At 71.4% G+C, this 21,261-nt stretch carries 17 protein-coding genes; 6 read left to right on the top strand and 11 right to left on the bottom strand.

Translation table 11 applies throughout. The annotated features are described in order from the left end of the window. Positions 1 to 101 precede the first annotated feature (101 nt). Positions 102 to 1,478, bottom strand: coding sequence for a serine hydrolase domain-containing protein (locus tag ABZ904_RS10105; RefSeq protein WP_360992362.1), 1,377 nt, complete (start codon positions 1,476 to 1,478; stop codon positions 102 to 104). Positions 1,479 to 1,590: 112 nt separating this feature from the next. On the opposite strand from ABZ904_RS10105, the gene ABZ904_RS10100 reads away from it, so the two are divergent. Beyond that, on the top strand, positions 1,591 to 2,286 hold the full coding sequence (locus tag ABZ904_RS10100; RefSeq protein ID WP_359391806.1) for a TetR/AcrR family transcriptional regulator C-terminal domain-containing protein: 696 nt from the start codon (positions 1,591 to 1,593) through the stop codon (positions 2,284 to 2,286). 105 nt (positions 2,287 to 2,391) lie between these two features. Here the strand turns inward: ABZ904_RS10100 and ABZ904_RS10095 are convergent, their stop codons facing one another. Next, a complete protein-coding gene (locus ABZ904_RS10095) occupies positions 2,392 to 2,817 on the bottom strand; it encodes a MerR family transcriptional regulator (protein WP_359391807.1) in 426 nt (141 codons plus the stop codon). A 47-nt stretch (positions 2,818 to 2,864) separates the two neighbouring features. Here ABZ904_RS10095 and ABZ904_RS10090 point away from each other — a divergent pair, with 47 nt between their 5' ends. Beyond that, entirely contained in the window at positions 2,865 to 3,686 is an 822-nt protein-coding gene (locus tag ABZ904_RS10090; RefSeq protein ID WP_360992366.1) for an MBL fold metallo-hydrolase, read from the top strand. A 72-nt stretch (positions 3,687 to 3,758) separates the two neighbouring features. On the opposite strand, the gene ABZ904_RS10085 is transcribed toward ABZ904_RS10090, so the two are convergent. Continuing rightward, positions 3,759 to 5,372: an FAD-binding oxidoreductase gene (locus tag ABZ904_RS10085; RefSeq protein WP_360992370.1), complete on the bottom strand. Its 1,614-nt coding sequence runs from the start codon at positions 5,370 to 5,372 to the stop codon at positions 3,759 to 3,761. Positions 5,373 to 5,430: 58 nt separating this feature from the next. Here ABZ904_RS10085 and ABZ904_RS10080 point away from each other — a divergent pair, with 58 nt between their 5' ends. Then, a complete protein-coding gene (locus ABZ904_RS10080; protein WP_361822355.1) occupies positions 5,431 to 6,102 on the top strand; it encodes a TetR/AcrR family transcriptional regulator in 672 nt (223 codons plus the stop codon). Between the two features lie 225 nt (positions 6,103 to 6,327). On the opposite strand, the gene ABZ904_RS10075 is transcribed toward ABZ904_RS10080, so the two are convergent. The 4 genes from ABZ904_RS10075 to ABZ904_RS10060 all read right to left on the bottom strand — a co-directional run bounded on the left by ABZ904_RS10075 (position 6,328) and on the right by ABZ904_RS10060 (position 13,108). Then, positions 6,328 to 9,195 carry an FAD-binding and (Fe-S)-binding domain-containing protein gene (locus ABZ904_RS10075; protein ID WP_360992376.1) on the bottom strand — a complete coding sequence of 956 codons (2,868 nt, stop codon included), beginning with the start codon at positions 9,193 to 9,195 and terminating at the stop codon, positions 6,328 to 6,330. Between the two features lie 52 nt (positions 9,196 to 9,247). After that, positions 9,248 to 10,426 (bottom strand): anhydro-N-acetylmuramic acid kinase, encoded by a 1,179-nt coding sequence (locus tag ABZ904_RS10070; RefSeq protein WP_359391812.1) that lies wholly within the window; start codon positions 10,424 to 10,426, stop codon positions 9,248 to 9,250. A gap of 85 nt (positions 10,427 to 10,511) precedes the next feature. Then, a complete protein-coding gene (locus ABZ904_RS10065) occupies positions 10,512 to 12,098 on the bottom strand; it encodes a sodium:solute symporter (protein ID WP_359391813.1) in 1,587 nt (528 codons plus the stop codon). An 8-nt stretch (positions 12,099 to 12,106) separates the two neighbouring features. Next, entirely contained in the window at positions 12,107 to 13,108 is a 1,002-nt protein-coding gene (locus ABZ904_RS10060; RefSeq protein WP_361822351.1) for a BadF/BadG/BcrA/BcrD ATPase family protein, read from the bottom strand. Positions 13,109 to 13,322: 214 nt separating this feature from the next. On the opposite strand from ABZ904_RS10060, the gene ABZ904_RS10055 reads away from it, so the two are divergent. The 3 genes from ABZ904_RS10055 to ABZ904_RS10045 all read left to right on the top strand — a co-directional run bounded on the left by ABZ904_RS10055 (position 13,323) and on the right by ABZ904_RS10045 (position 16,830). Further along, positions 13,323 to 14,270, top strand: a complete 948-nt coding sequence (locus ABZ904_RS10055; RefSeq protein ID WP_359391815.1) for a MurR/RpiR family transcriptional regulator — start codon at positions 13,323 to 13,325, stop codon at positions 14,268 to 14,270. A gap of 81 nt (positions 14,271 to 14,351) precedes the next feature. Next, complete coding sequence (gene murQ, locus ABZ904_RS10050) at positions 14,352 to 15,248, top strand: N-acetylmuramic acid 6-phosphate etherase (RefSeq protein WP_359391816.1); 897 nt, start codon at positions 14,352 to 14,354, stop codon at positions 15,246 to 15,248. A 316-nt stretch (positions 15,249 to 15,564) separates the two neighbouring features. Continuing rightward, the gene (locus ABZ904_RS10045) at positions 15,565 to 16,830 is read left to right on the top strand and encodes a DUF418 domain-containing protein (protein ID WP_359391817.1); all 1,266 of its coding nucleotides are present in this window, start codon (positions 15,565 to 15,567) and stop codon (positions 16,828 to 16,830) included. Positions 16,831 to 16,971: 141 nt separating this feature from the next. On the opposite strand, the gene ABZ904_RS10040 is transcribed toward ABZ904_RS10045, so the two are convergent. From ABZ904_RS10040 to ABZ904_RS10025, 4 genes are all read right to left on the bottom strand, one after another. Then, entirely contained in the window at positions 16,972 to 17,895 is a 924-nt protein-coding gene (locus tag ABZ904_RS10040) for a hypothetical protein (RefSeq protein WP_359391818.1), read from the bottom strand. Between the two features lie 105 nt (positions 17,896 to 18,000). Continuing rightward, on the bottom strand, positions 18,001 to 18,459 hold the full coding sequence (locus tag ABZ904_RS10035) for a hypothetical protein (protein ID WP_359391819.1): 459 nt from the start codon (positions 18,457 to 18,459) through the stop codon (positions 18,001 to 18,003). Between the two features lie 139 nt (positions 18,460 to 18,598). Next, positions 18,599 to 19,879: an MFS transporter gene (locus tag ABZ904_RS10030; protein WP_359391820.1), complete on the bottom strand. Its 1,281-nt coding sequence runs from the start codon at positions 19,877 to 19,879 to the stop codon at positions 18,599 to 18,601. After that, positions 19,876 to 21,258 carry an MBL fold metallo-hydrolase gene (locus tag ABZ904_RS10025; RefSeq protein WP_361822346.1) on the bottom strand — a complete coding sequence of 461 codons (1,383 nt, stop codon included), beginning with the start codon at positions 21,256 to 21,258 and terminating at the stop codon, positions 19,876 to 19,878. The genes ABZ904_RS10030 and ABZ904_RS10025 overlap by 4 nt, the downstream gene beginning before the upstream one ends. Positions 21,259 to 21,261 lie beyond the last annotated feature (3 nt).

Raw genomic sequence — 21,261 nt, 5'->3', positions numbered from 1 at the left:
GGGGCGGAGCCGCAGCGCCGCAGGTTCTCCGGCTCAGAGGGCGGTCGCGACCCGGCGAGATGCCGTGCTCATTCTTGGGACCGCCCCCTGTGTTCCCTGGATCAGGATGCGTGCGTTCCCCGGCCGAAGAGTCGTCCGGCGAGGTCGATGCCCGTGACCGCGCCGGTCTCGTCGCGGGTGAAGAAGCCTCGCTGTCCCTTCAGGCCGCCCTCGGTGATGATGTATTCGTCGCCCGGCCCGGGCAGGAACCCCATCGTGGCCGCCGGGTAGTCCGGGGGCATCTCGACGTCCGATGCCTGGCGGATCTCCGGCTTGATCCCGACTGCGAGCGTGAGGAGGGCCCCGTCGGTGGCGATGTCGAGGTTCATGGCGTCGATCTCGTAGCGGCCGGCGACCTCCCGCGCCTGCCCCTCGTCGTACGGGACCGGCTCCGGGTCACGTTCGACCACGCCGAGACAGTGCTCAAGTGCCCAGCGGACGACGGCCTGGTTGAACTGGTAGCCGTCCGGGCCGGCGTTGGCCAGGGAGACCACGGCGAAGTCCCGTTCGGGTACGACGAGCAACTCGGAGAACTGGCCGTTGCCCGACCCGCCGTGCCCGATCGTGCGGACACCGTCCACATCGCGCAGGAACCAGCAGATACCGAAGGCGTCTCCGAGGGTGCTGCCGCGCAGTTCGACCGTCTGCTCCTTCATGCGAGCCAGCGCCTCGGCGGGCAGAACAGCGTCGCCGGTGCCGAGATGGAACCGGGCCCAGCGCAGCAGGTCGTCGACCGAGGACACGATGCCTCCGCCGGGATTGTTGCCGTGGTCACCGGCCCGGAACGCCTTCCACGGCTGGGCGCGCCGCAGCGTCCCGTCCTCGCCGCGGTTGTAACCCACGGCGAAGCGACGGACGATGACGTCGTCCACGTCGAAGAAGGTGTTGGACAGCCCCAGGGGTTCCAGCACCAGCGAGGCGACGGCCTTCTCGAAGGCCAGGCCCGTGACCTTCTCGACGATGCGCCCGGCGAGGTTGTAGCCGGCCTGGCTGTACGAGGCACGGGTGCCGGGCGGTGCGATCATGGCCAGCTCGGCGAGCTTCGCCACGAACGCCGCCAGGGACCTGTCCCCGTCCTCGGTCTCGATCAGGTTCCAGTCCAGCCCCGCGGTGTGGTTGAGCAGGTTGAGCACGGTGATCCGCTCCGCCGCCTGCTCGTCGGCGAGCTTGAGCTCGGGGATGTACCGGCGCACCGGCGCCTCCAGCTCGACCCGTCCCTCGGCGGCCAGGCGCATCAGCGTGGTCGCCGTGAAGGTCTTGCTCACCGAGCCCAGGGGGAACAGCGTCTTCTCGTCGACCGGCAGCGGATCGTCGATGCTCGTCACACCGTGGGACGCGTAGACCTCCTGACCGTCCACGAGCACCCCGACGGCGACGCCGGGAATGCCGAACTCCTTGGCCGTCGCCTCGACGAAATCGGACAGCGTCTCCTGTGTCATTGCTCCTGCCCCTCCCGCACGTAGGCACTTGAACCAAGTGCAATTCTGAACCTAGGCCCTTCTTGAACAAAGTGCAAGAGGTTCTGAACTAAGTTCAAGTATGATGGTGGTCATGCCGCGAGACACGCTGACCGCAGACCAGATCGTCCGTGCCGCCATCGAGTTGCTGGACGACGAGGGACTGGACGGCCTGAACATGCGCAGCCTGGGCAGACGACTCGGCTCGGCCGCCACGGCGATCTACTGGCACATCAAGACCAAGGACGACCTCGTCCGGCTCGCCGGTGACGCGATCTGGGACGAGGTCGAACTGCCCGACCTCGATGTCACCGACTGGCGCACCGCCGCCACCGCCTTCGCCACCGGCATGCACGCCATGCTCACCAGGCACCCCTGGTACGGGCAGGCGTTCGGCAGCCACCTCCTCTACGGCCCCGGCAAGGCCCGCCACGACGACTACAGCCTCGCCGTCTACGAGAAGGCGGGATTCGTGGCCGCCGACGCGGACCGGGCGGCCGCCACAGTCTTCATCTTCGTGCTCGGCAGCGCCCTCGGGGCCGCTGCGCAGGTGTCGCTGACCCGCAGGCTGAGCAAGAACGGCCAAGATGCCGGGCAACTGCTGGCCGACACCATGGCACGGGCCACCGAGATCGCCGCGCGATTCCCGCGACTGCGCGAGCGCCTCGGCACCCCGGCCGCCGACGACTACGCCAATGCACCCGACAACAGCTTCGAGTTCGGCCTTCAGGCCATCCTCGACGGCTTCCAGGGTCGCATCGACGCCGACCGCCGGGCCGGCGACGCGTAGTCCTCACCGGCCGGCACCCGTCGGACGGCGCGCGCCGGCGTAGACACATCATCTGTCCCTCCCCGGAGGCCTGGTGAGACCGCTGGCCCACCTGCTCGGCGGGGGTCAGGAGCAGGACCTGTCCGAGGCGAGCGCGGGCGCCGCCACGTTGCCCACGGCCCGCTTGAAGTCAGGGCAGTCGACGATCGGCTCGTGGTCGCACACGGCCGCGTGCCGCAGGCTGTCGCGGAGCCGTGTGAGCCGGCCGATCTGCTCGTCGAGGTCGTGCGCCTTGGTGGCCATACGGGATCGCAGGTCCACGTCGGACGGACGCGCCGCCAGGAAGCGTTCGATCTCGGCGATGGAGAATCCGGCGCTGCGCGCGCATGTGATCAGCGCGAGGCGTTCCAGCACGTCCGGGTGGTAGGTGCGGCGAAGGCCGTTGCGGCCGGCGGCGGCGATCAGGCCCTTCTTCTCGTAGAACCGCAGCGCCGAAGGCGCCAGACCGAAGTGCTCCGCGACCTCCGCGATGTCCAGCAACGATGCTTCCATTCCGCCTCCTTGACTTGAATCGCGGTTCAAGTCGCAGCCTAGTCGCCATGGAAATCCATCACTTGAACTGCGGATCGGTGCGGACGATCGAGGCCACCTACGACGGCCCGCATCCCGCACCCGCGGTGAACCACTGCCTGCTGATCGAGACCGACGCCGACGGCCTGGTCCTCGTCGAGACCGGATTGGGACTTGGCGACGTCCGGGACCCAGGCGCCACGCTCGGCACCGAGTGGGTCGAGATGACACAACCCGCACTGGACGAGAAGGAGACAGCCATCCGGCAGATCGCCCGGCTCGGCCATGCCCCGTCCGACGTGCGCCACATCATCGTCACCCACCTGGACGTCGACCACTGCGGCGGCCTGCCCGACTTCCCCGACGCCCAGGTCCACGCCATGGCCGCCGAACTCGACGCGGCGCTCGCCCAGGCGCCCAGCTTCCGCTACCGCCCGGCTCACTGGGCACACGAACCGCATTGGGTCACCTACGGTCCCGAGCCCGGCGAAGAGTGGTTCGGCTTCACCGCGCTGCAGCCGAAGGGGCTCCCGCCGGAGGTCAGGCTCGTCCCCCTCGGCGGTCACACGGCCGGCCACACCGGGGTCGCCGTGCGGAACGGCGACCGCTGGCTCCTCCATTGCGGCGACGCGTACTACTACCACCGCGAAATCGAGGAACTGAAGGAACCCCACCCACTGCTGGACATCGTGCAGACGCGTTCACAGGTGCACCGCGACCTGCGGCTCGGAACGCAGGCCCGGCTGCGCGAGCTGGTTCGCGACCACGGTGACCAGGTCGAGGTCTTCTGTGCACACGACCCGTGGGAGCTGGCCCGCTACCGGAGTGACGTCACGTTGGGCCTGGGATGAGGTCCCTCGGATGCGGAGCCCTCGGGTCGGCGCGAGCGCCTGCAGGGGCGCGCATCCGACGCGGTTCCGGTGTCACCCGGCGGCTGTGCGATCGAGAAGTACACCCGGGTTGAGGATCCCGGCCGGGTCGAGCGCCTGTTTCGCGGCACCCAGTGCGAGGGCGAACGGCTCCGGGCGCTGGCGGTCGTAGCCGGGCCGGTGGTCGCGGCCGACCGCGTGATGGTGGGTGACGGTCGCGCCGAGGTCGTGGAGGATCTCCATGGCGGCCGACTTGATCCGGTCCCACATCGCGACCTCCTCACCGCGCCGCCCCGGTGCGATGACGGTGAAGTAGGGTGCGGGCCCGTCCGGATAGACATGGGTGAAGCGGCAGTTGATCGTGCCTGCGGCGCCCGTCACCTCCCGTACGACGTCGGCCAGTTGCGTGCGCACCGACTCGTACAGCTCCGGCGCACGGTCCCAGGTGCAGGCTGTTTCGAACGTCTCGGTGATCACCGCCATGCGGGCGAGCGCATCGCGGAGGTACGGCATTCTGAGGAACGCCGAACGCCAGGTGTCGGCGGCGGCGTCCGCGGAGCCCGGTGCCGTCGGCGCGGGCGAGCCGCCGTGGTCGCGGGCCAGGGTGGCGAGTTCCGTCAAGCGCCCGCCGACCGGGACGTGCGCCGATTCCACGCCGAGGATGAGCGCGCTCCGGCCGTCCTGTGCGACTCCTGCCAGGGCGGCCTCCCCGGGGTCGAGCAGTCGGCAGTTGGCCGGGTGCAGACCCGACTGGGCGACGGCGCGCACGGCGTCCATGGCTGCGTGGACGTCGTCGAACAGCAGCGTGGCCGACGCCTTGTGGCGCGGGCGCTCCTGCAGCCGCATCCAGGCCTCGGTGATCACGCCGAGGGTGCCTTCGGAGCCCAGGAACAGGCGGTCGGGGGAGGGGCCCGCTCCTGAACCGGGCAGCCGCAGCGATTCGCTGACCCCGACGGGCGTCACCACGCGCATGGACTCGACGAGGTCGTCGATGTGGGTGTACAGCGTGGCGTAGTGGCCGCCGGCCCGGGTGGCGAGCCAGCCGCCCAGAGTGGAGAACTCGAAACTCTGCGGGAAGTGGCGAAGGGTGAGTCCCTGCGGCCGCAGTTGGGTCTCGAGGGCGGGGCCGAGGGCGCCGGCCTGGATCCGGGCGGCCCGGCTGACCCGGTCGATCTCCAGCACCTGGTCGAGGGACGAAAGATCCAGGGACACCACGGCGCGGTGCCGGTCCGCGCGGTATTCGACCCCGCCGACGACCGAACTGCCCGCACCGTACGGCACGACGGCCACGTGCGTGTCCGCCGCCCAGTCGAGGACGTCGATCACGTCCTGCTCGGTACGCGGGCGGGCGACCTGGTCGGGTGCTGCCGCGAGGTCTCCGTCGAGTGCACGGATCACGTCGCGGTAGGCCTTGCCGTAGGTGTGTGAAGCCCGGTCCTGGGGCGCGGCCGACATCAGAGAGGCCAGGACGGTGGGCGGCTCGATCCGCACCTTGGGCAGTGCGAGGGCGGAGATGTCGGGCACGGGCAGCGGGGTTCGTGCCGCACCGGGGACCAGCGACCCGAGGGCGACGCACTCGGCGTCGGGCAGTGCCTGGTCCGTAGCGCCCCAGCCCCACCAGGAGCGGCTCCGGGAGCGGGACACGGACGGCGTGCGGCTGTCGGCCACGAGCTGACCTCTCGATAATTTACCACTGAGTAATTTACCGCAGGGTAGGGTATCCGGCATGACGACAGCAAGAGCCTCGGCCGCCCCGGATCCGGCCGACAGCCCTTCGAAGGGCAACCGGGACACGGGCCGCGGCGCCGGCACCAAGGGCGTGCCGCGCGCTCGCCGGGAGGAGCAGATCCTCGGCGCGGCCCTGGAGGAGTTCGGGCGGCATGGCCACGCCGCGGCGTCGATGGCCGAGATCGCCCGGCGCGTGGGCGTCACAAAACCGATGCTCTACACGTACTTCGGGTCCAAGGACGGCCTCTACACGGCCTGTGTCGACCACATCGGCCCCCGCCTGCTCGCGGCGATCAGCGAAGCCATGGCGTCGAGCCCGTCGGAGAACCGGCTGCCCCACACGGTGCTCGCCGCGGTCTTCCGGACGCTGGAGGAGCGGCGGCACGCCTGGTTCGTGCTGTACGACCGGACGCTGCCGCACGGCTCCGAGCCGTGGCACGCGGCCAACCGGCACCGCGAGGCCGTCGACGAGTTGGCCGCTGCCGGTACCGCCGGTCTGCTGCACGGCCAGGGCAATGACGACGCACTGGACGCGGACGCCCTCAAGCATGTGTGGACGGGCATGGTCAGTGCGCTGGTCGGCTGGTGGATCTCCCACCCCGAACTGTCCGGAGACGACATGAGCGCGCGTTGCGCCCGGCTGATCTCCGCCGTCCGCAACGGCGCCTGAGGCATTGCGCCGAGCGCGGCGTCAATGGCGGACTGCGCGTCGGTCCACCTGATGCGCCGCGCTTGCTCCATGACCCGACCATGGTCCGCCCCGAGCTCGGGCCGACGGAGAAAGTCGGCGAAGCGTCTGAGCGGCACGCGTGTCGCTACGCGACCATGCCTTGGGTCACGCCCGCTTCGCGAGCAGGCTCCCCTGCCCCTGCTGAGCGCATCGGTGTCGACCGCGTCATGCGGTGGCCTCGTCGAGGAGTTCGAGCACATGCCGGTAGGGCCGGCCGGTGGCGCGGGACATCCCCATCTCGCAGGTGCGGTTGCACGAGGCGTACGCGTCGAAGTCGCCGGCGGTGATCTCGGCCGCCTGGGCGGCGGTGGCGGAGGCGGTGACCTCCGGGTGGAGCAGTCCGCGGTCGCCGGCGAAGGCGCAGCAGCCCCAGTTGTCGGGCACGGTCACCTCGGCGCTGACGGCGGCGGCGACGGTGCGCAGGGCGGCGTCGATGCCGAGGTGGACGGTGGAGCAGGTGGGGTGCAGGGCGAGGCTGCCCAGCCGGCGGGGGGTGGGGAGAGCGGGCAGCAGGTGCTCGGCGGTGAACGCGACGCTGTCGACGAAGCGCAGCGCGCTGAAGCGGGCGCGCTCGGACTCCGGGAGGACGTCGGCCAGTTGTTCCAGGCCGTGGGTGCAGGAGGACGCGTCGCAGACCACCGGCAGACGGCCGTGGTCGCTCGCCTCCCACAGCACCTGGAGCGTCCGGGCGGCCATGGTGCGGTGTCCGGCGGTGTAGCCCTTGGACTGCCAGGGCGTGCCGCAGCACAGGCCGGCCAGCTTGTCGGGCACGGCCATGGGGGCGCCCGCGCGTTCGCACAGGCGCAGAAACGCCGCCGCCGCACCGCCGGAGGTGCCTTCGGGGGCGAAGACGCTGCCGATACACGCGGCGAAGAACACCGCCTGCGCCTCGGTGGGGCGCTGCGGCGCGGGACGGGCGGGTCCGCCGCGGGGGATGTCGTCGGACCAGGCGGGGACCAGCTCGCCGGCCCCCGCCTTGCGGATGGTGCCGGTCGCGGCACGCAGGAGGGGAGCGGGCACGACGTGGGCGGTGTTCAGTGCGGCACGCACGCCGGTGACCGCGCCACTCCAGTGCCGGGCCACGGTGTCGCCGGCCCGCTGGGCCGCGGGGCTGTGGCGCTCCGCGCGCAGGCGCTTCATGACCGCACCGGTGTCGATGGTGACGGGGCAGGCGGTCACGCAGAGGCTGTCGGCCGCGCAGCTGTCGACCGCCGCGTAGGCGTAGTCGGTCTCCAGGGCGCGGCGGGTCTCCTCGTCACCGGCGGCGGTGGCCAGCGCGATCTCGCGTTGCAGGGCGATGCGCTGACGCGGCGTCGTGGTGACGTCCGCGGTCGGGCAGACCGGTTCGCAGTAGCCGCACTCCACACAGGCGTCCAGCGCCGGATCGACCTCCGGGACGCTCTTCAGATCGCGCAGGTGCGCCTCCGGGTCGTCGGTCAGCAACACCCCGGGGTTGAGGACGCCGTGCGGGTCGCACAGCCGCTTCAGCTCGACCATGACGTCGTACAGCTCGTCGCCGTACTGGCGTCGTACGAACGGGGCCATGGCGCGGCCGGTGCCGTGCTCGGCCTTCAGGGTTCCGCCGGCGTCCAGGACGAGGTCCACCATGGCGTCGGTGAAACGGGCGTAGCGCTCCGTCTCGGCCCGCGTGTCGAAGTCCTGGGTGAGCATGAAGTGCAGGTTGCCGTCCCGGGCATGGCCGAAGATCACCGCGTCCTGGTAGCCGTACCGGTCGAACAGGCCGATGAGTCCCTCGCAGGTGCCGGTCAGCCGCTCCATGGGGACCGCGATGTCCTCGAGCAGGGCGGTGGTGCCCGGGCGGCGCGCTCCCGCCACGGCGGTGTACAGGCCCTTGCGCAGATGCCACAGCCGCGCCCGCACCCGCGGGTCGCGGGTCAGCGCGGTGCCGCTGACGGCGGGCAGCCGGTCCAGGACCGGCTGGGCGGCGGCCACGGTCGCGTCCAGCATCTCGGCGCTGTCCTCCGCGAACTCCACCAGCAGCGCGGCGTGCCGCTCCACGCGCAGACCCCGCAGTTCGTCCACCGGGTCCGTGGCCTGCTGCGCCACGCGCAGCGACGCTGCATCCAGCAGCTCGGCGGTGCGGGCACCGGCGGCCAGCAGTGCCGGCAGCGCGTCGGTGGCCTCGGCCAGGCCCGGGAGCACCAGCAGGCCCGTGGCGGTGTGGGGGAGGAGCGGCACGGTACGGAAGACGGCCTCGCCGACGAAGCCCAGGGTCCCCTCGCTGCCGATCATCAGGTGGGCGAGCATGTCGGCGGGGTCGGTGTGATCCAGGAACGAGTTCAGCCCGTAGCCCATGGTGTTCTTCATCGCGAACAGCCGCTCCACCGTGGCCCGGGCGGCCGCCGAGTCGCGGACGCGGTCCCGCAACCTCAGCAGCCCGGCGTGGAGTTCGGGTTCGCGGGCGCGCAGTGCCTGGTCCGCGTCCGGGGCCCCGGTGTCCACCACGGTGCCCGACGGCAGCACGAACTGCAGGGACTCCATGGTGCGGTAGGCGTTGTCGCGGGTGCCGCAGTTCATGCCGCTGGAGTTGTTGGCGACCAGTCCGCCGATGGTGCACGCGGACTCGCTGGCCGGGTCGGGGCCCAGCCGGCGCCCGTAACGGGCGAGCCGCGCATTGGCCTGACGTACCGTCAGGCCGGGTTGGAGCCGGATCCGCAGGCCCTCGTCCAGCACCTCCGCGGCGCGCCAGTGACTGCGGACGTCGACCAGGATGCCGTCGCCGCCCGCCTGCCCCGCCAGGCTGGTGCCCCCCGAACGCAACGTCAGCGGCACCCCCGCTCTGCGCGCCCCCGCCATCAGCGCACCCACCTCGGCCGCCGACGCCGCACGCACCACCGCTCGGGGCGTGAACAGATACGGCGAGGCGTCATGGGCCACCGCGACCCTGCGGGGCACCTCGGTGGACACCCGCGCCGGGTCGTCCACGCATTCGGCCAGGATCACGGCCAGGCCGGGCACGGCCGGGTCGTGCGCGGTCGGCTCGGCCGGGGGTGTGACAGCGGGGGTGCTCATGGTTCCTCGGTACGGTTCCTCGGTACGGGACTGGTTCCTCGGTACGGGACGGTCAGTGGACGGGGGCCGGGATCCGCAGCAGGCGCGGCGGCACCGCGGCCGGCTCGGGCAGACGCAGCGGCGACAGGCCGGGGGTGATGCTCCCCAGCAGCGCGGCACGCCGGGCACCCGTGCCCGACGGAAGGGCGCCCGGCAGACCGTTCACGGTGAGGAAGCCCAGTACGGCGAACGCCAGCGCCTCCTTCGCGTCCGACGGCAGACCGAGATCGTCGCTGGGGCGCAGCGCCACGCCGGTCAGCTCTTCGGCGATCATGCGCATCAACACAGGATTGCGCACACCGCCGCCGGAGACCACAAGGCTCGTGACACCGTGCGCCCGGCAGGCGTCCGCCACCGTGACGGCGGTCAGCCTGGAAAGCGTGGCCAGGACGTCGTTCGTGTCGGGCGTGGGCACCGCGGCCAGCGCCCGCAGCAGATACGGCAGGTGGAAGTGCTCCTTGCCGGTGCTCTTGGGTGCGGGCCTGCGGTAGTACGGATCGTCCAGCAGGGCCGCGAGCAGTTCGGCGCTGACGCGGCCGGCACCTGCCCGGCGGCCGTCCTCGTCGTAGGAGGCGGCGCCTTCGGTGAAGTGGCGTACGGCGGCGTCCAGCAGTGCGTTGGCGGGACCGGTGTCGAAAGCCACAGGCTCGGCGCCCGGCGCGACGACCGTGACATTGGCGATGCCGCCGAGGTTGAGTGCCGCCGGGACCCCCGGCAGCCCCCGCAGGAGCAGCGTGTCGGTCATGCCGACCAGCGGGGCTCCCTGCCCGCCCGCGGCCACGTCCCGGCTGCGCAGATCGGACACGACCGGGAGTCCGGTGGCCTCGGCGATCCAGGCGGGCTGGCCCAGTTGCAGGGTGCCGCGGACCGTGCCGTCCTCCACCCAGTGGTGCATGGTCTGGCCGTGCGACACCACCAGATCGGCGGCGCCGGCGCACAGCTCGCTCAGGGCGCGCTGGGCGGCGCCGGCGAAGGCCTGCCCGATTTCGGTGTCCAGCGTGCACACGGCCTGGGTGGTGGTGGCCGCGGGCGGCAGCGTGGCGGCGATCAGGTCGCGCAGTTCGTCCGGGTAGGGGACGCTCAGGTGGCCGAGCGGCCGCATGAGCAGGGCATCGCCGTCCAGAGTGAGGTCGGCGGCCGCCGCCTCGATGGCGTCGTACGAGGTGCCCGACATCAGGCCGATCACGCGCATGGCTTCTCCCGGTGAGGATCGTGGGACGGACGGGTGGCCGGGGTGCGGGGCCGTCTCCGGTGAGCGGCCCCGCACCCCGTGCCCGTCACTCCCGGCCGGCGCCCGCCACCAGGCGGCCCGACCCGGAACCGGACTCCGGCTCGCCGCCGGACTCGGCGACCTCGTTCACCTCGGGCACCTGCGGCGCGCGGTGGAACACGCTCATCACACCGCCCACGACCAGCGTGATCACCACACCGATGGGTACGAGCCACTGGGCCGCGATCGCGGTGGGCACCGTCGCACCGGCCACCGTCACGTCGATCTTGACCGAGCGCACGATGTAGGTCATCACCCCGACCGTCACCAGGAAGGCCACGATCGAGTCGACCTCATTGGCCCGCTTGACCAGCCGCCCGAGCAGGAACGCGCCGAGCAGAGCGCCGTAGGTGTAGCCCGCGATCGTCAGACCGGTCAGGTACACATTGCCCGTGCTGGTGCTGAACGCGCACGCGAAGACGGCCATGAGCACCGCCCACACCAGCGTCATGACCCGGGCGAGCTTGAGCAGCGACTCCTCCGAGGGGGTGCTGCGGAAGAAGCTGTGGATGATGTCCGCGACCGTCGAGTTCGACATGGAGTTCAGCGCCGAGGACAGGGAGCCCATCGCGGCGCCGAGGATGCCGGCCACGAGCAGGCCGGAGATCACCACGGGCAGCCCGTGCAGGATGAAGTTCGGGTAGAGGTTGTCGGCGCTGGCCAGGCCCAGCTGCTTGAAGTCCTTGCCCTGGTTGTACGACCACAGCAGCGCGCCGACCAGGGAGAAGGCGGCGAACTGGAGGGTGACGAAGACACCGGAGGCGATCATGGCCTTCTGGCCGTCACGCAGCGAGCGGGTGGCCAGGACGCGCTGGACGATCAGCTGGTCGGAGCCGTGGCTGGCCATCGCGAAGATGGCGCCGCCGATGATCGCCGTGGGCAGGGCGAACGGGCTGGTGAGGACGTGTGCCAGGTCGAAGTTGGCGTCGAAGAGCTTGAAGTGGCCCGAGTGCAGGGCGTTCGCGAAACCGTCGCCGCCCACATGACCGGACAGCACCGCGATGGCGAGGATCGCGCCGCCCAGGTACAGGCCCATCTGAATGGCGTCGGTCCAGATGACCGCCTTGATACCGCCGAGGTAGGTGTAGACGACGGTGATCACCGTGAGCACGATGATGATGACCCGGTAGTCGGCGTGCACGCCGAACTCGTCCAGCAGCAGCTTGATCGGGATGGCGGAGGCGAACAGCCGCACACCCTCGGCCAGGAGGCGGGTGAAGACGAAGGTGATCGAGGCGAGCCCCTGCAGCTTCAGACCGAATCTGTCGCCCAGGTATTGGTAGGCGCTGACGAACCCGCCGCGCTTGTACAGCGGGATCAGCACCGTGGCGACGACGACGCGGCCGATCACGTAGCCCAGGGCGAGTTCGACGTTGCCGAAGCCCTGTCCGCTGTACGCGCCGCCGGGCACGCTGATGACGGTGAGCACGCTGGTCTCGGTGGCCACCACGGAGAAGGACACGGTCCACCAGGGCATATGGCCCTCGCCGACGAAGTAGTCCTTCGACGTCTTCTGCCGTCCGGCCAGTCGCAGTCCGATCATGGCGATCGCGACCAGATAGACGACGACCACGACAAGGTCGAGTTGGCGCACGCTCACTCCTAAGCAACAGCCGGCGGGGGTACCGGCGCAGAGGGGACAGGGGATGGGGGCGTCGTCCGGCGTACGCGGACGAGCAGGGGTTCGTGCGGAAGGGTGGTGTCCAGCGCCAGCAGGCGCGCACCGTCCAGCGGGTCCCCCAGCGGGGGTCGCAGGCTCAGTGGGGGCGCCGCCGTGGCGAGCGCCGTTCGAAGGGGTGCCATGAGCGGTTCCCCGAGGCCGGTCAGACCGCCGGTGACGGTGACAGGCAGTTCGCCGTCGCCGCCGATCCGGCGGGCAGCCGCGAGCACAGCCTCCGCGAGGGCGGCGGCCGCGTCCCGGATGATCGCGGAGGCGGTGGCGTCGCCCGCGGCGGCGGCGCGAGCCACCTCCGGGGCGAAGGAAGCGGCGGTGCGGGCGGGGTTCCCGTCACCGTTGATCGCGGACGGCAGTTTGTCCAGGTCACCGAACCGCGTGGCCGTAGCGGCCAGCAGTGCGGTGTCAGGGCCCCGTCCGTCGTGCGCCCGCAGTGCGGCCTGCAGTCCGGCCGCGCCGATCCAGGCGCCGCTGCCCGCGTCGCCGAGCCAGGGACCCCAGCCGTCGACCCGGGCGTACGTCCCGTCGTCGCCGATGCCGATGGCCACCGCACCGGTGCCGATCGCCAGCACCACGCCGGTACGGCCCCCCAGGGCGCCCGCGTGGGCGGTGACCGCGTCACTGGTGACGGCCACCTCGTCGGTGGGCAGATCCTCAAGAAGCAGGGCGGCCAGCTCGCGGGCCGCCTCCGGTGCGGCGGCCGCTCCCGCGGCGCCCACACAGACCGCCGCCAGGCGGTGCGACGGCTCCCGTTCCATGAGCGGCAGGACGGCGGCGCACACGGAGTTGCGGGCCGCGGCCACTCCGTGGTCGGCGGCGAGCCCGGGGGCTCCGGGCACCTCGTGGACGTCGTGGGCGGGGCCGTCACCGCTCCACAGCACGGCACGGCAGCCGGTTTTGCCCAGGTCCACCGCAACTGCTGCTGTCATGGGGCACGCCTTCGTGTCTCCAGGGATCCGGCTCGTCGGGCGGTCACGGCACTGGTGGAATGCCGGCGACCGGCGCGGATCGCGGTCCAGCGAGTATCCGAAGGCCGACCTCCGAATGTCAATAAGTAACTTCACGCAAGTTTCCGCGTAAGTTTTTGACGCACCACCGAGGCGTGGTTAATGTGTCGCCCACCCACTCAGGAGGGAATGGTCCATGGCCCGCCAGGAAACACCCAGCGCAACGGACCGGTCGGCGGAGGACACAGCCGCCACCGGGATCCTGGCGCGCATCCGGGCCGCACTGCCGACCCTGGCCCCCTCGGAGAGCCGGGTGGCCGACGCCGTCCTCGCCGATCCGGCGCAGGCGTCGGAGCTGTCCATCAGCGCCCTCGGCGAGCGTGCCGACACCTCGGTGGCCACGGTGATGCGCTTCTGCCGCGCCATCGGCATAGCCAACTATCCGCAACTACGGCTCGCGCTCGCGGCGGCCGCCGCCCGTGAGTACGCGCTCGGCGGCGAACGCCCGGCGCCCGGCACCGACATCAGCGCCACCGACACGCTGGACGAGATCGTCAGCAAGATCATCTACAACGAGGTGCGCGCCCTCGAGGACTCCGGTGCCGGGCTGGACGTCGAGGTGCTGGGCCGGGCGGTGGACGCCGTGGCGGGAGCCCGGCGCATCGACATCTTCGGTGTCGGCGCCAGCGCATTCGTCGGCCAGGACCTGCACCAGAAGCTGCACCGGATCGGCTATATGGCCTTCATCTGGACCGACCGGCACGCCGCCCTCACCGCCGCCGCTCTCCTTGAGCCCGGCGACGTCGCCTTTGCCATCTCCCACTCCGGGGAGACCGAGGACACCGTCGAGCCCCTTCAGGCCGCCGCCGAACGCGGCGCCACCACCATCGCCCTCACCAACGTGCCGCGCTCCACCCTCGCGAGGAGCGCGGACCTCGTGCTGACGACCTGTGCCCGGGAGACTCCCTTCCGCTCCGGTGCGACCGTCAGCCGCATCGCACAGCTCGCACTCATCGACTGCCTCTTCGTCGGCGTGGCGCAACGTTCCTTCGACGCGACCACCGCCGCGCTGGAAAAGACCTACGGGGCGGTCCAGCGCCGCAGACGGCCGCGGCCGCAGCGGCGCACACCGGCCGACGACTGACCGCCGACCCGCCCCCGACCCCCGCTCAGCACCCCCTAGAACACCACCCTTGAGCACCACCCTTGAAAGGACGACCGCGCCGTGGACCTCAGCACCCTTGGCACCGAGACCCGCAACGAGCGGACCGCCGAGCTGGACCGTATGCCGGTCTCCGAACTGCTCTCGGTCATGAACGCCGAGGACCAGACCGTCGCACTCACCGTGCGCGACGCCCTCCCGGAGATCGGGTCCGCCGTCGAGGCGATCACCGAGTCGCTGCGGCGGGGCGGACGGCTGATCTACATCGGCGCCGGCACCAGCGGCCGCATCGGCCTGCTCGACGCCGTCGAGTGCCCGCCCACCTTCGGCACCTCCCCCGAGCAGGTGGTGGGCCTGCTCTCGGGCGGCCCGGGTGCCTTTGTCGTGGCGGTCGAAGGGGCCGAGGACGAGCCCGCGAGGGCGGTCGCCGACCTCGACGAGATCGGCGTGAACGACCGGGACACGGTCGTCGGACTCGCCGCGAGCGGCCGTACCCCCTATGTCGTCGGCGGCCTGAAGCACGCCGCGGCCAAGGGCGCCGTCACGGTGTCGGTCGCCTGCAACCGCGACGCGGTCGTCAGCCGCTACGCCGACATCCCGATCGAGGTCCCCACCGGCCCCGAGATCCTCACCGGCTCGACCCGGCTCAAGGGCGGCACCGCCGAGAAGATGGTCTGCAACATGCTCTCGACCGCCTCGATGGTGCGCATCGGGAAGGTCTACGGGAACCTGATGGTCGACGTCCGGGCCAGCAACGACAAGCTCGTCGACCGCGCCCGCCGCATGGTCGTCCAGGCCACCGATGCCGACCCCGACACCGCCGCCGAGGCCCTGCGGGCGGCCGACGGCCACGCCAAGACCGCCATCGTGATGCTCCTCACCCACAGCACCGCCCAGGAGGCGGCCCTGGCCCTGAAGAAGGCTGACGGGGACACCCGTACCGCCGTCGCAGGCCTCTGACTCAGGGTTGCGGACTGCTCGGCACTGCGTTGACATGGCCGTGTGACGGTACGGTGCGCAGGGTGCGTCGTGTCGCCGATGCCGGCGTGGGCGAGTCTCGCGGCCAGGAGCACCGGGAACCGTGGCGCTCCGTCCGTCGTATGCAGGCGTCGGATGCGTACCGCGTGTAGCCGTCAGTGGCGGTTCGGATGCGCCTCCCCGCCGGTCGGCGGCAGAGTTCCCGCCGGTAGGCCGGGAAAGGTCCAGCCGATCGGCGGGGTGCTTCCGGAAAGCTGCCGGAGTGGCTGAGGCGGCGTCACCGTAAACCCTTGGGCACATGACGCAGAACGTATTGTCGGTCGCGCCGGCAGAAGCGCCAAGCCGGCTCGAGACGGACCGCTCCTCCTCCGCCTCAGCCGGCACCCCTTCGACTGCCCGACTGATCGGTATCGACCTGGCCCGTGGGCTCGCGGTCTTCGGCATGTACGCCGCACACGTCGGCCCCGACGTGACGGTGGGCGGGCCGGTCGGGTTCCTGCTGGAGCTGGCGCGGGGTCGCTCCTCCGCCCTCTTCGCGGTGCTCGCCGGGTTCTCGCTGATCATCATCACCGGCCGTCCGTATCCTCGGACCGGGCGCTCCGGCCGACAGGCGATGGGCAGGATCGTGACCCGCTCCGTCATCCTGGCGGCGCTCGGCTATGCCCTGACCGCACTGGACACCTCGATCGAGGTGATCCTCAGCTTCTACGCGGTGCTCTTCGTGGCCGTCCTCCCGCTGTACCGGCTGCGCGCACGGACGCTGGCGTTCACCGCCGCCGGGGGCGCGCTCCTCATGCCCCCGGTTCTGTACGCGATACAGAGGTCGATCCAGGACGGGCACTGGGCGGACGCCGTCGTGGCCCGGGACCCGCTGGCCCACATCACCGGCACGGACGGCGTCGTCGAGTTGCTGTTCACGGGGTCGTATCCGGTTCTCACCTGGATGCCGTTCCTGATCGCGGGCATGGCCTTGGCCCGACTCGACCTCACCCGGACCGCTATCCGGTCCCGGCTCGCTGCGACCGGCGGTGCGCTGGCCGTGCTCGGCTACGGCGGGTCCTGGCTGGCCCTGCACCTGGTCCCGCACGCCCTCACCACCGTCGCGGCCGCCGCGGACGGCGGTTCGGCGTCGTCCGCGTGGTGGTCCGACATCGTCGGCGATCCCGAGGGCCACACTCCGCTCGCATGGCTGCTGGTGGGCGCACCGCACAGCGAGACGACCTTCTCCATCGTCGGCAACACCGGCGTCGCCATCATGGTGATGGCCGCGTGCCTGACCGTCGCCGCCGGGATGCCGCGCGTCACACGCCTCGCCACACCCGTCGCGGCGGTCGGCATGATGGCGCTGACCGTCTATGTCCTGCACATCATCGCCCTCTGGTTCTTCACCGAGGTCTGGTACGTGCCTCTGGTCGAGGACGGCACCATGTCCGCGCTGCCGGTGCTGCTCGGCTTCATCGGTGCCGCCGCGCTCCTGGCGACCGTCTGGATGCGCCTGTTCCGGCGTGGCCCCATGGAGCACCTGCTGCACATGGCCTGCCGGCCCGCACGGCACATCAAGTGAGTCAGCCGCGGTGCGGGGTCAGGATGGGCCGCGGGTCGGTGCGCACGAGGGGTGCGGGCGGGCCGCGGCCATGAAATGACCGGGGCTGCGCCGCCCGCCGACACCTTCGACCGCGGTGTCGGCGGGCGGCGCGTTTCGGCGTCAGGCGACGTGCAAGGTCAGCGCAGCGGTGTGAAGCCTGCCGCCGGTCTGGAACTGCACGAACAGCCGCCAGTTGCCCGCGGTGGGCAGTGCGGCGTGGAAGGACAGCTCCGGTCCGCCTTGATCACCGTTGACCTCGGTGGTGGGGTGGAGATGGGCGAAGGCGGCGTCGCCTTCGTGGAAGGCCGTCAGATGGGCGTAGGTCTCCAGGTAGGGCTGGAGGTCGGTGACGGGCTTGCCGTCCTTCGTGATGCGTGCGGTCAGCGGATGCGCCATGCCGGCCATCGGCTTGCCTTCGAGGGTGACCGTGTACCCGTCCGCCTTCGCGCTGCCGGCCGCAGCGGGCAGCGGGATCTTCGGGGCGGACCCGGGGACTGTGACGGTCCGGCTGAGGACCAGGTCCTTGCCCTTGGCGCTTCCACTGGCGGGGACGAACGAAGTGAACATGCGCCATGAGCCCGGCGTGAGGGAGGACAGATCCGCGGTCCAGGTGCCGTCGGAGGCCATCGCCGGGTGCAGGTGCTGGAAGCCGGTCAGGTCGGAGCGGACGGCGTAGAAGTGCATCCGCTTGGTCTGGTCGAGTGCGAAGTCGGTGACCGGCGTGCCGTCCGGGCCGTCGACCGTGAACCGGTAGGGGGTCCGCTTGCCGCTGTCGAGGGTGCTGTCGGGGCTGGTGAGGCGATAGCCGTCCTTGGCGTCGGACAGGCCGTTGCCGTCCGCTACGGGGTTCATTCCGGGCATGTCGCCCATCGGGGTACTGGACTCGGTCGAGGGGGTCACGGACGGCATGGTGCTGTGGTTCATGCCGGGCATGGCGGAGTCGTCGGAGGAGCCGCAGGCCGTCAGTGTCATGGCGAGAGCGGCTGAGGTGCCGGCCGCGAGCAGGGCTCGGCGGCGGACCGTGGAACGGGTGGTGGCGAACATCGCTTGAGTGTCTTTCCGGGTGGCGCACCACTCCGGGTGGCGCGCGAGGTGAGCAGGACGCTGGAGCCGGAGACCGCTGGTCAGCGGATTCCGGCGCAGGTCCGGTCACGTCCGCGCGATGCACACCTGTAGGAGAAGATCGCGTCCGCCCGGTGGGCCGCGCCGACCGGTGCCACCCGGGCTCCATGCGCGCTGCAGGATCCAGGCCGCCAGGACGGTGGGGGTGACGACGGCAACGAGTGGGGCGGTGGGCAGGGGGATCTGGTTCTGGGCGGGAATGGCGACGCAGAGATCCCCGTGACTACGCATGTCGTCGGCAGGCTCGGCCTGGGCGTCATCCGGCTCCGCCGGCATGGCGTGGGCCGATGCCATCGAGGAGGCATGGGCGTCGTACGTCGGGAGAGTGGCGCGCATCTGGCCGTGACAGCCGTCAGCTGCCGCGGTCGGGGCACCGTGCATGAGGAACAGGCCGACCAGCACCGCGCACAACGCCGACAGCCGGGCGATGCCCGGGCCGCGAGTGCGTCGGCTCCCCATCGTGGCCTCTTCCCTTCTGCGTGCCATGCCCGTCCTCTGTCGCAAAGGCAAGATACCCGGTGGGGGTACTGTCCGCATGTGCTGCAGCCCCCGTATGGCGGTGCGAACCACCGCCGTATGAGGCAGCGGCCTGTGCTCATCCCGACCAGTGCGGTGGCGGGGGTGCTCACCGCACCGGCCGGTGCTCCGTGATCCAGCGGGCGGCGAGGAGGCCCGAGCCGGCGGTGAGGACGGCGGCTGCGACGACGGTGGCGTTGAGACCGAGGGTGTCGGCGAGGACGCCGGCCACCAGAGCCCCCATGGCGTAGCCCGTGTCGCGCCAGAACCGGTAGGTGCCCAGCGCGTTGGCCCGCCAGGTGGGGTGGGCGTGATCGGATATGGAGGCGATCAGCGCGGGGTAGACCATCGCGGTGCCGATGCCGAGAACGACGGCGGACGCGATGCCCGCGAGCAGCGGGGTCTTGAGCAGGGCCAGGGCGAGGACGAAACCGCAGGCCTGGACGAGCATGCCGTGGACGATCAGTCGTTTGCGGCCGATGCGGTCGGCGAGATGGCCGGTGGGAATCTGCCCGATGCCCCACAGGATGGGGTAGAGGCCCTTGATCAGGCCGACGGCGGCGAGGCCGAGGCCGTGGTCGGTGAACAGCAGGGGGAAGACGCCCCAGGTGAGGCCGTCGTTGAGGTTGTTGACCAGACCGGCCTGGCTGGCCCCGCGCAGGGAGCGGTTGTGCCAGGAGGTACGGGCGAAAGTGGCGGCCAGGCCGCTGTCCTCACCGGTGGGAACGGGCCTGGTGTGCTGGGCGAGTTCGAGGGCGACATGGGCGGCGGTGTCGCGGACGACGAGGGACAGCGCGAGTCCGGCGGCGACGAAGACGACGCCGATGAGCTCGGGCGTGGGGCGCAGGCCGTAGCCGGTGGCCAGGTAGCCGGTGATCAGGGCGGTGGCGCCGACGGCGGTGTAACCGGCGGCTTCGTTGAGACCGGTGGCCAGACCACGGCGCGCGGGACCCACGACGTCGATCTTCATATTGACGGTCATCGACCACGTCAGGCCCTGGTTGAGGCCGAGCAGGACGTTCGCGGCGACGATCCAGCCCCAGGACGGCGCCCAGGCGAGGGCGAAGGGGACGGGGATGCCGATCAGCCAGCCCGTGACGAGGAGTTGCTTGCGGCGGAAGCGGGCGGTCAGCGCGCCGGCGGCGAGGTTGGTCAAGGCCTTGGTGACGCCGAAGGCGATGATGAAGGCGAAGACGGCCAGGTCGCTGGTCAGGCCGAAGACGTCCGCGCCGATCAACGGGACGGTGGTGCGCTCCAGGCCGACCAGGCCGCCGACGCAGACATTGACGATGACCAGCAGGGTGAATTGGAGCCAGTTCTCCCGCAGCCCCAGGCGGATCGGCCGGCCCGACGCGTCGGCCGGAGTGGTGGTCGCGGGGCTGGCGTTCACGGGCTGATGCCCTGGGCGAGCTGCCGGCCGTGGGCCGCCGCGTAGTCCGCCGGTCCGCCGTCGAGAACGGCGATGTCGGAGTGGCCCGCGCGTTCGAGGAGACTGGCGGCGGTCATGGCCCGCTCGCCGTGGCCGCAGGCCACGACCGGCCCCTGGGGGGCATCGTCGGTGCGAGCGATGAGCCCGCCGAGCTCGATGTGCACGGCACCGGGCACGTGTCCGGCGGCGAACTCCGCGTCCTGCCGCACGTCGACGTAGGGGCGGTTCTCGGCATGGTCGGCGGTGACGAACGCGGTGGAGGCCTGCTGGTTGCCGTCGTCCAGCCAGGCGGTCATGCCGCCGGCCAGCCGTCCGGCGAGGCGCTCATAGCCGATCTTGTACGCCTGCCAGACGATCTCGTTGAGGTCCTGGTCCTCGCCGGTCACGAAGGCGAGCGGGACGGTGTCGGGCAGGAGCCAGCCCAGCCAGGTGGCGAACTGGCCGCGCAGCGGGATGGACAGGGAGCCGGGGATGTGGCCGGCCGCGTAGTCGGCCGCAGGGCGCACGTCGACCACCTGACCGCCGTCGGCCAGCAGCGACTTGAACTGCCCGACGTCGAGGGCGGCCAGCACCGGGGTGGAGGTGATGACCGAGGGGCCGAGCCGGTTGGCCTCGGCGAGCCGGGCGAAGTAGTCGGGGTAACTGCCGAGGCCGGCCACCAGCCGGCGTACGAAGGTTTCCTCGTCCGGGGCGCCCAGCAGCGGATTCGTCTGCTTCTGCCTGCCGATCGTGCAGATGCGCTCCGCGCCGCCCACAGTGGAGCAGAAGGACCCGGCCCCGTGGGTGGGCCAGACCGCGACGTTGTCCGGCAGCGCGGCGAGGCGCCTGAGCGAGCGGTACTGGGCCCGGGCGAGTTCCTCGGTACGGCCGGCGCCGAGCAGATCGGTGCGGGCGGCGGAGTTCACGATCAGCGAGCCGCCGGTGAACACCCCGAGCGCGACGTCCCCGTCCAGCAACAGGAACGCCACATGCTCTTCCGTGTGGCCGGGTGTGGCCAGGGCCCGCAGTGTCAGGCCGCCCAGGTCGACCTCGTCGCCGTCGGCCAGACCGAGGTGCGCGAAAGCCCGGTGCCCTGCGGCGGAGGCGAGCACGGTGGCCCCGTGGTCATGACCGAGCTGGACGGCGCCGGAGAGGAAGTCCGCATGCAGGTGCGTGTCCGCCGCGTACGCCACTGCCAGGCCGCGCCGCTCGACGGCCTCCCGCAGGGCACGCAGATCGCGGCTCGCGTCCACCGCCAGGGCGCGGCCGTCGCCGAGGTCGACGAGGTAGGCGCTGTTGCCGAGCCCGGTGTCGACCAGTGGTATCAGGTGGTCGTCGGCGAAGCCCATCAGGTCCTCCAAGGT

Origin of the sequence: Streptomyces sp. NPDC046900, from assembly GCF_040644975.1 — a bacterium.
Lineage (GTDB): Bacteria > Actinomycetota > Actinomycetes > Streptomycetales > Streptomycetaceae > Streptomyces.
This window is presented reverse-complemented; position numbering and strand designations above follow the sequence as displayed.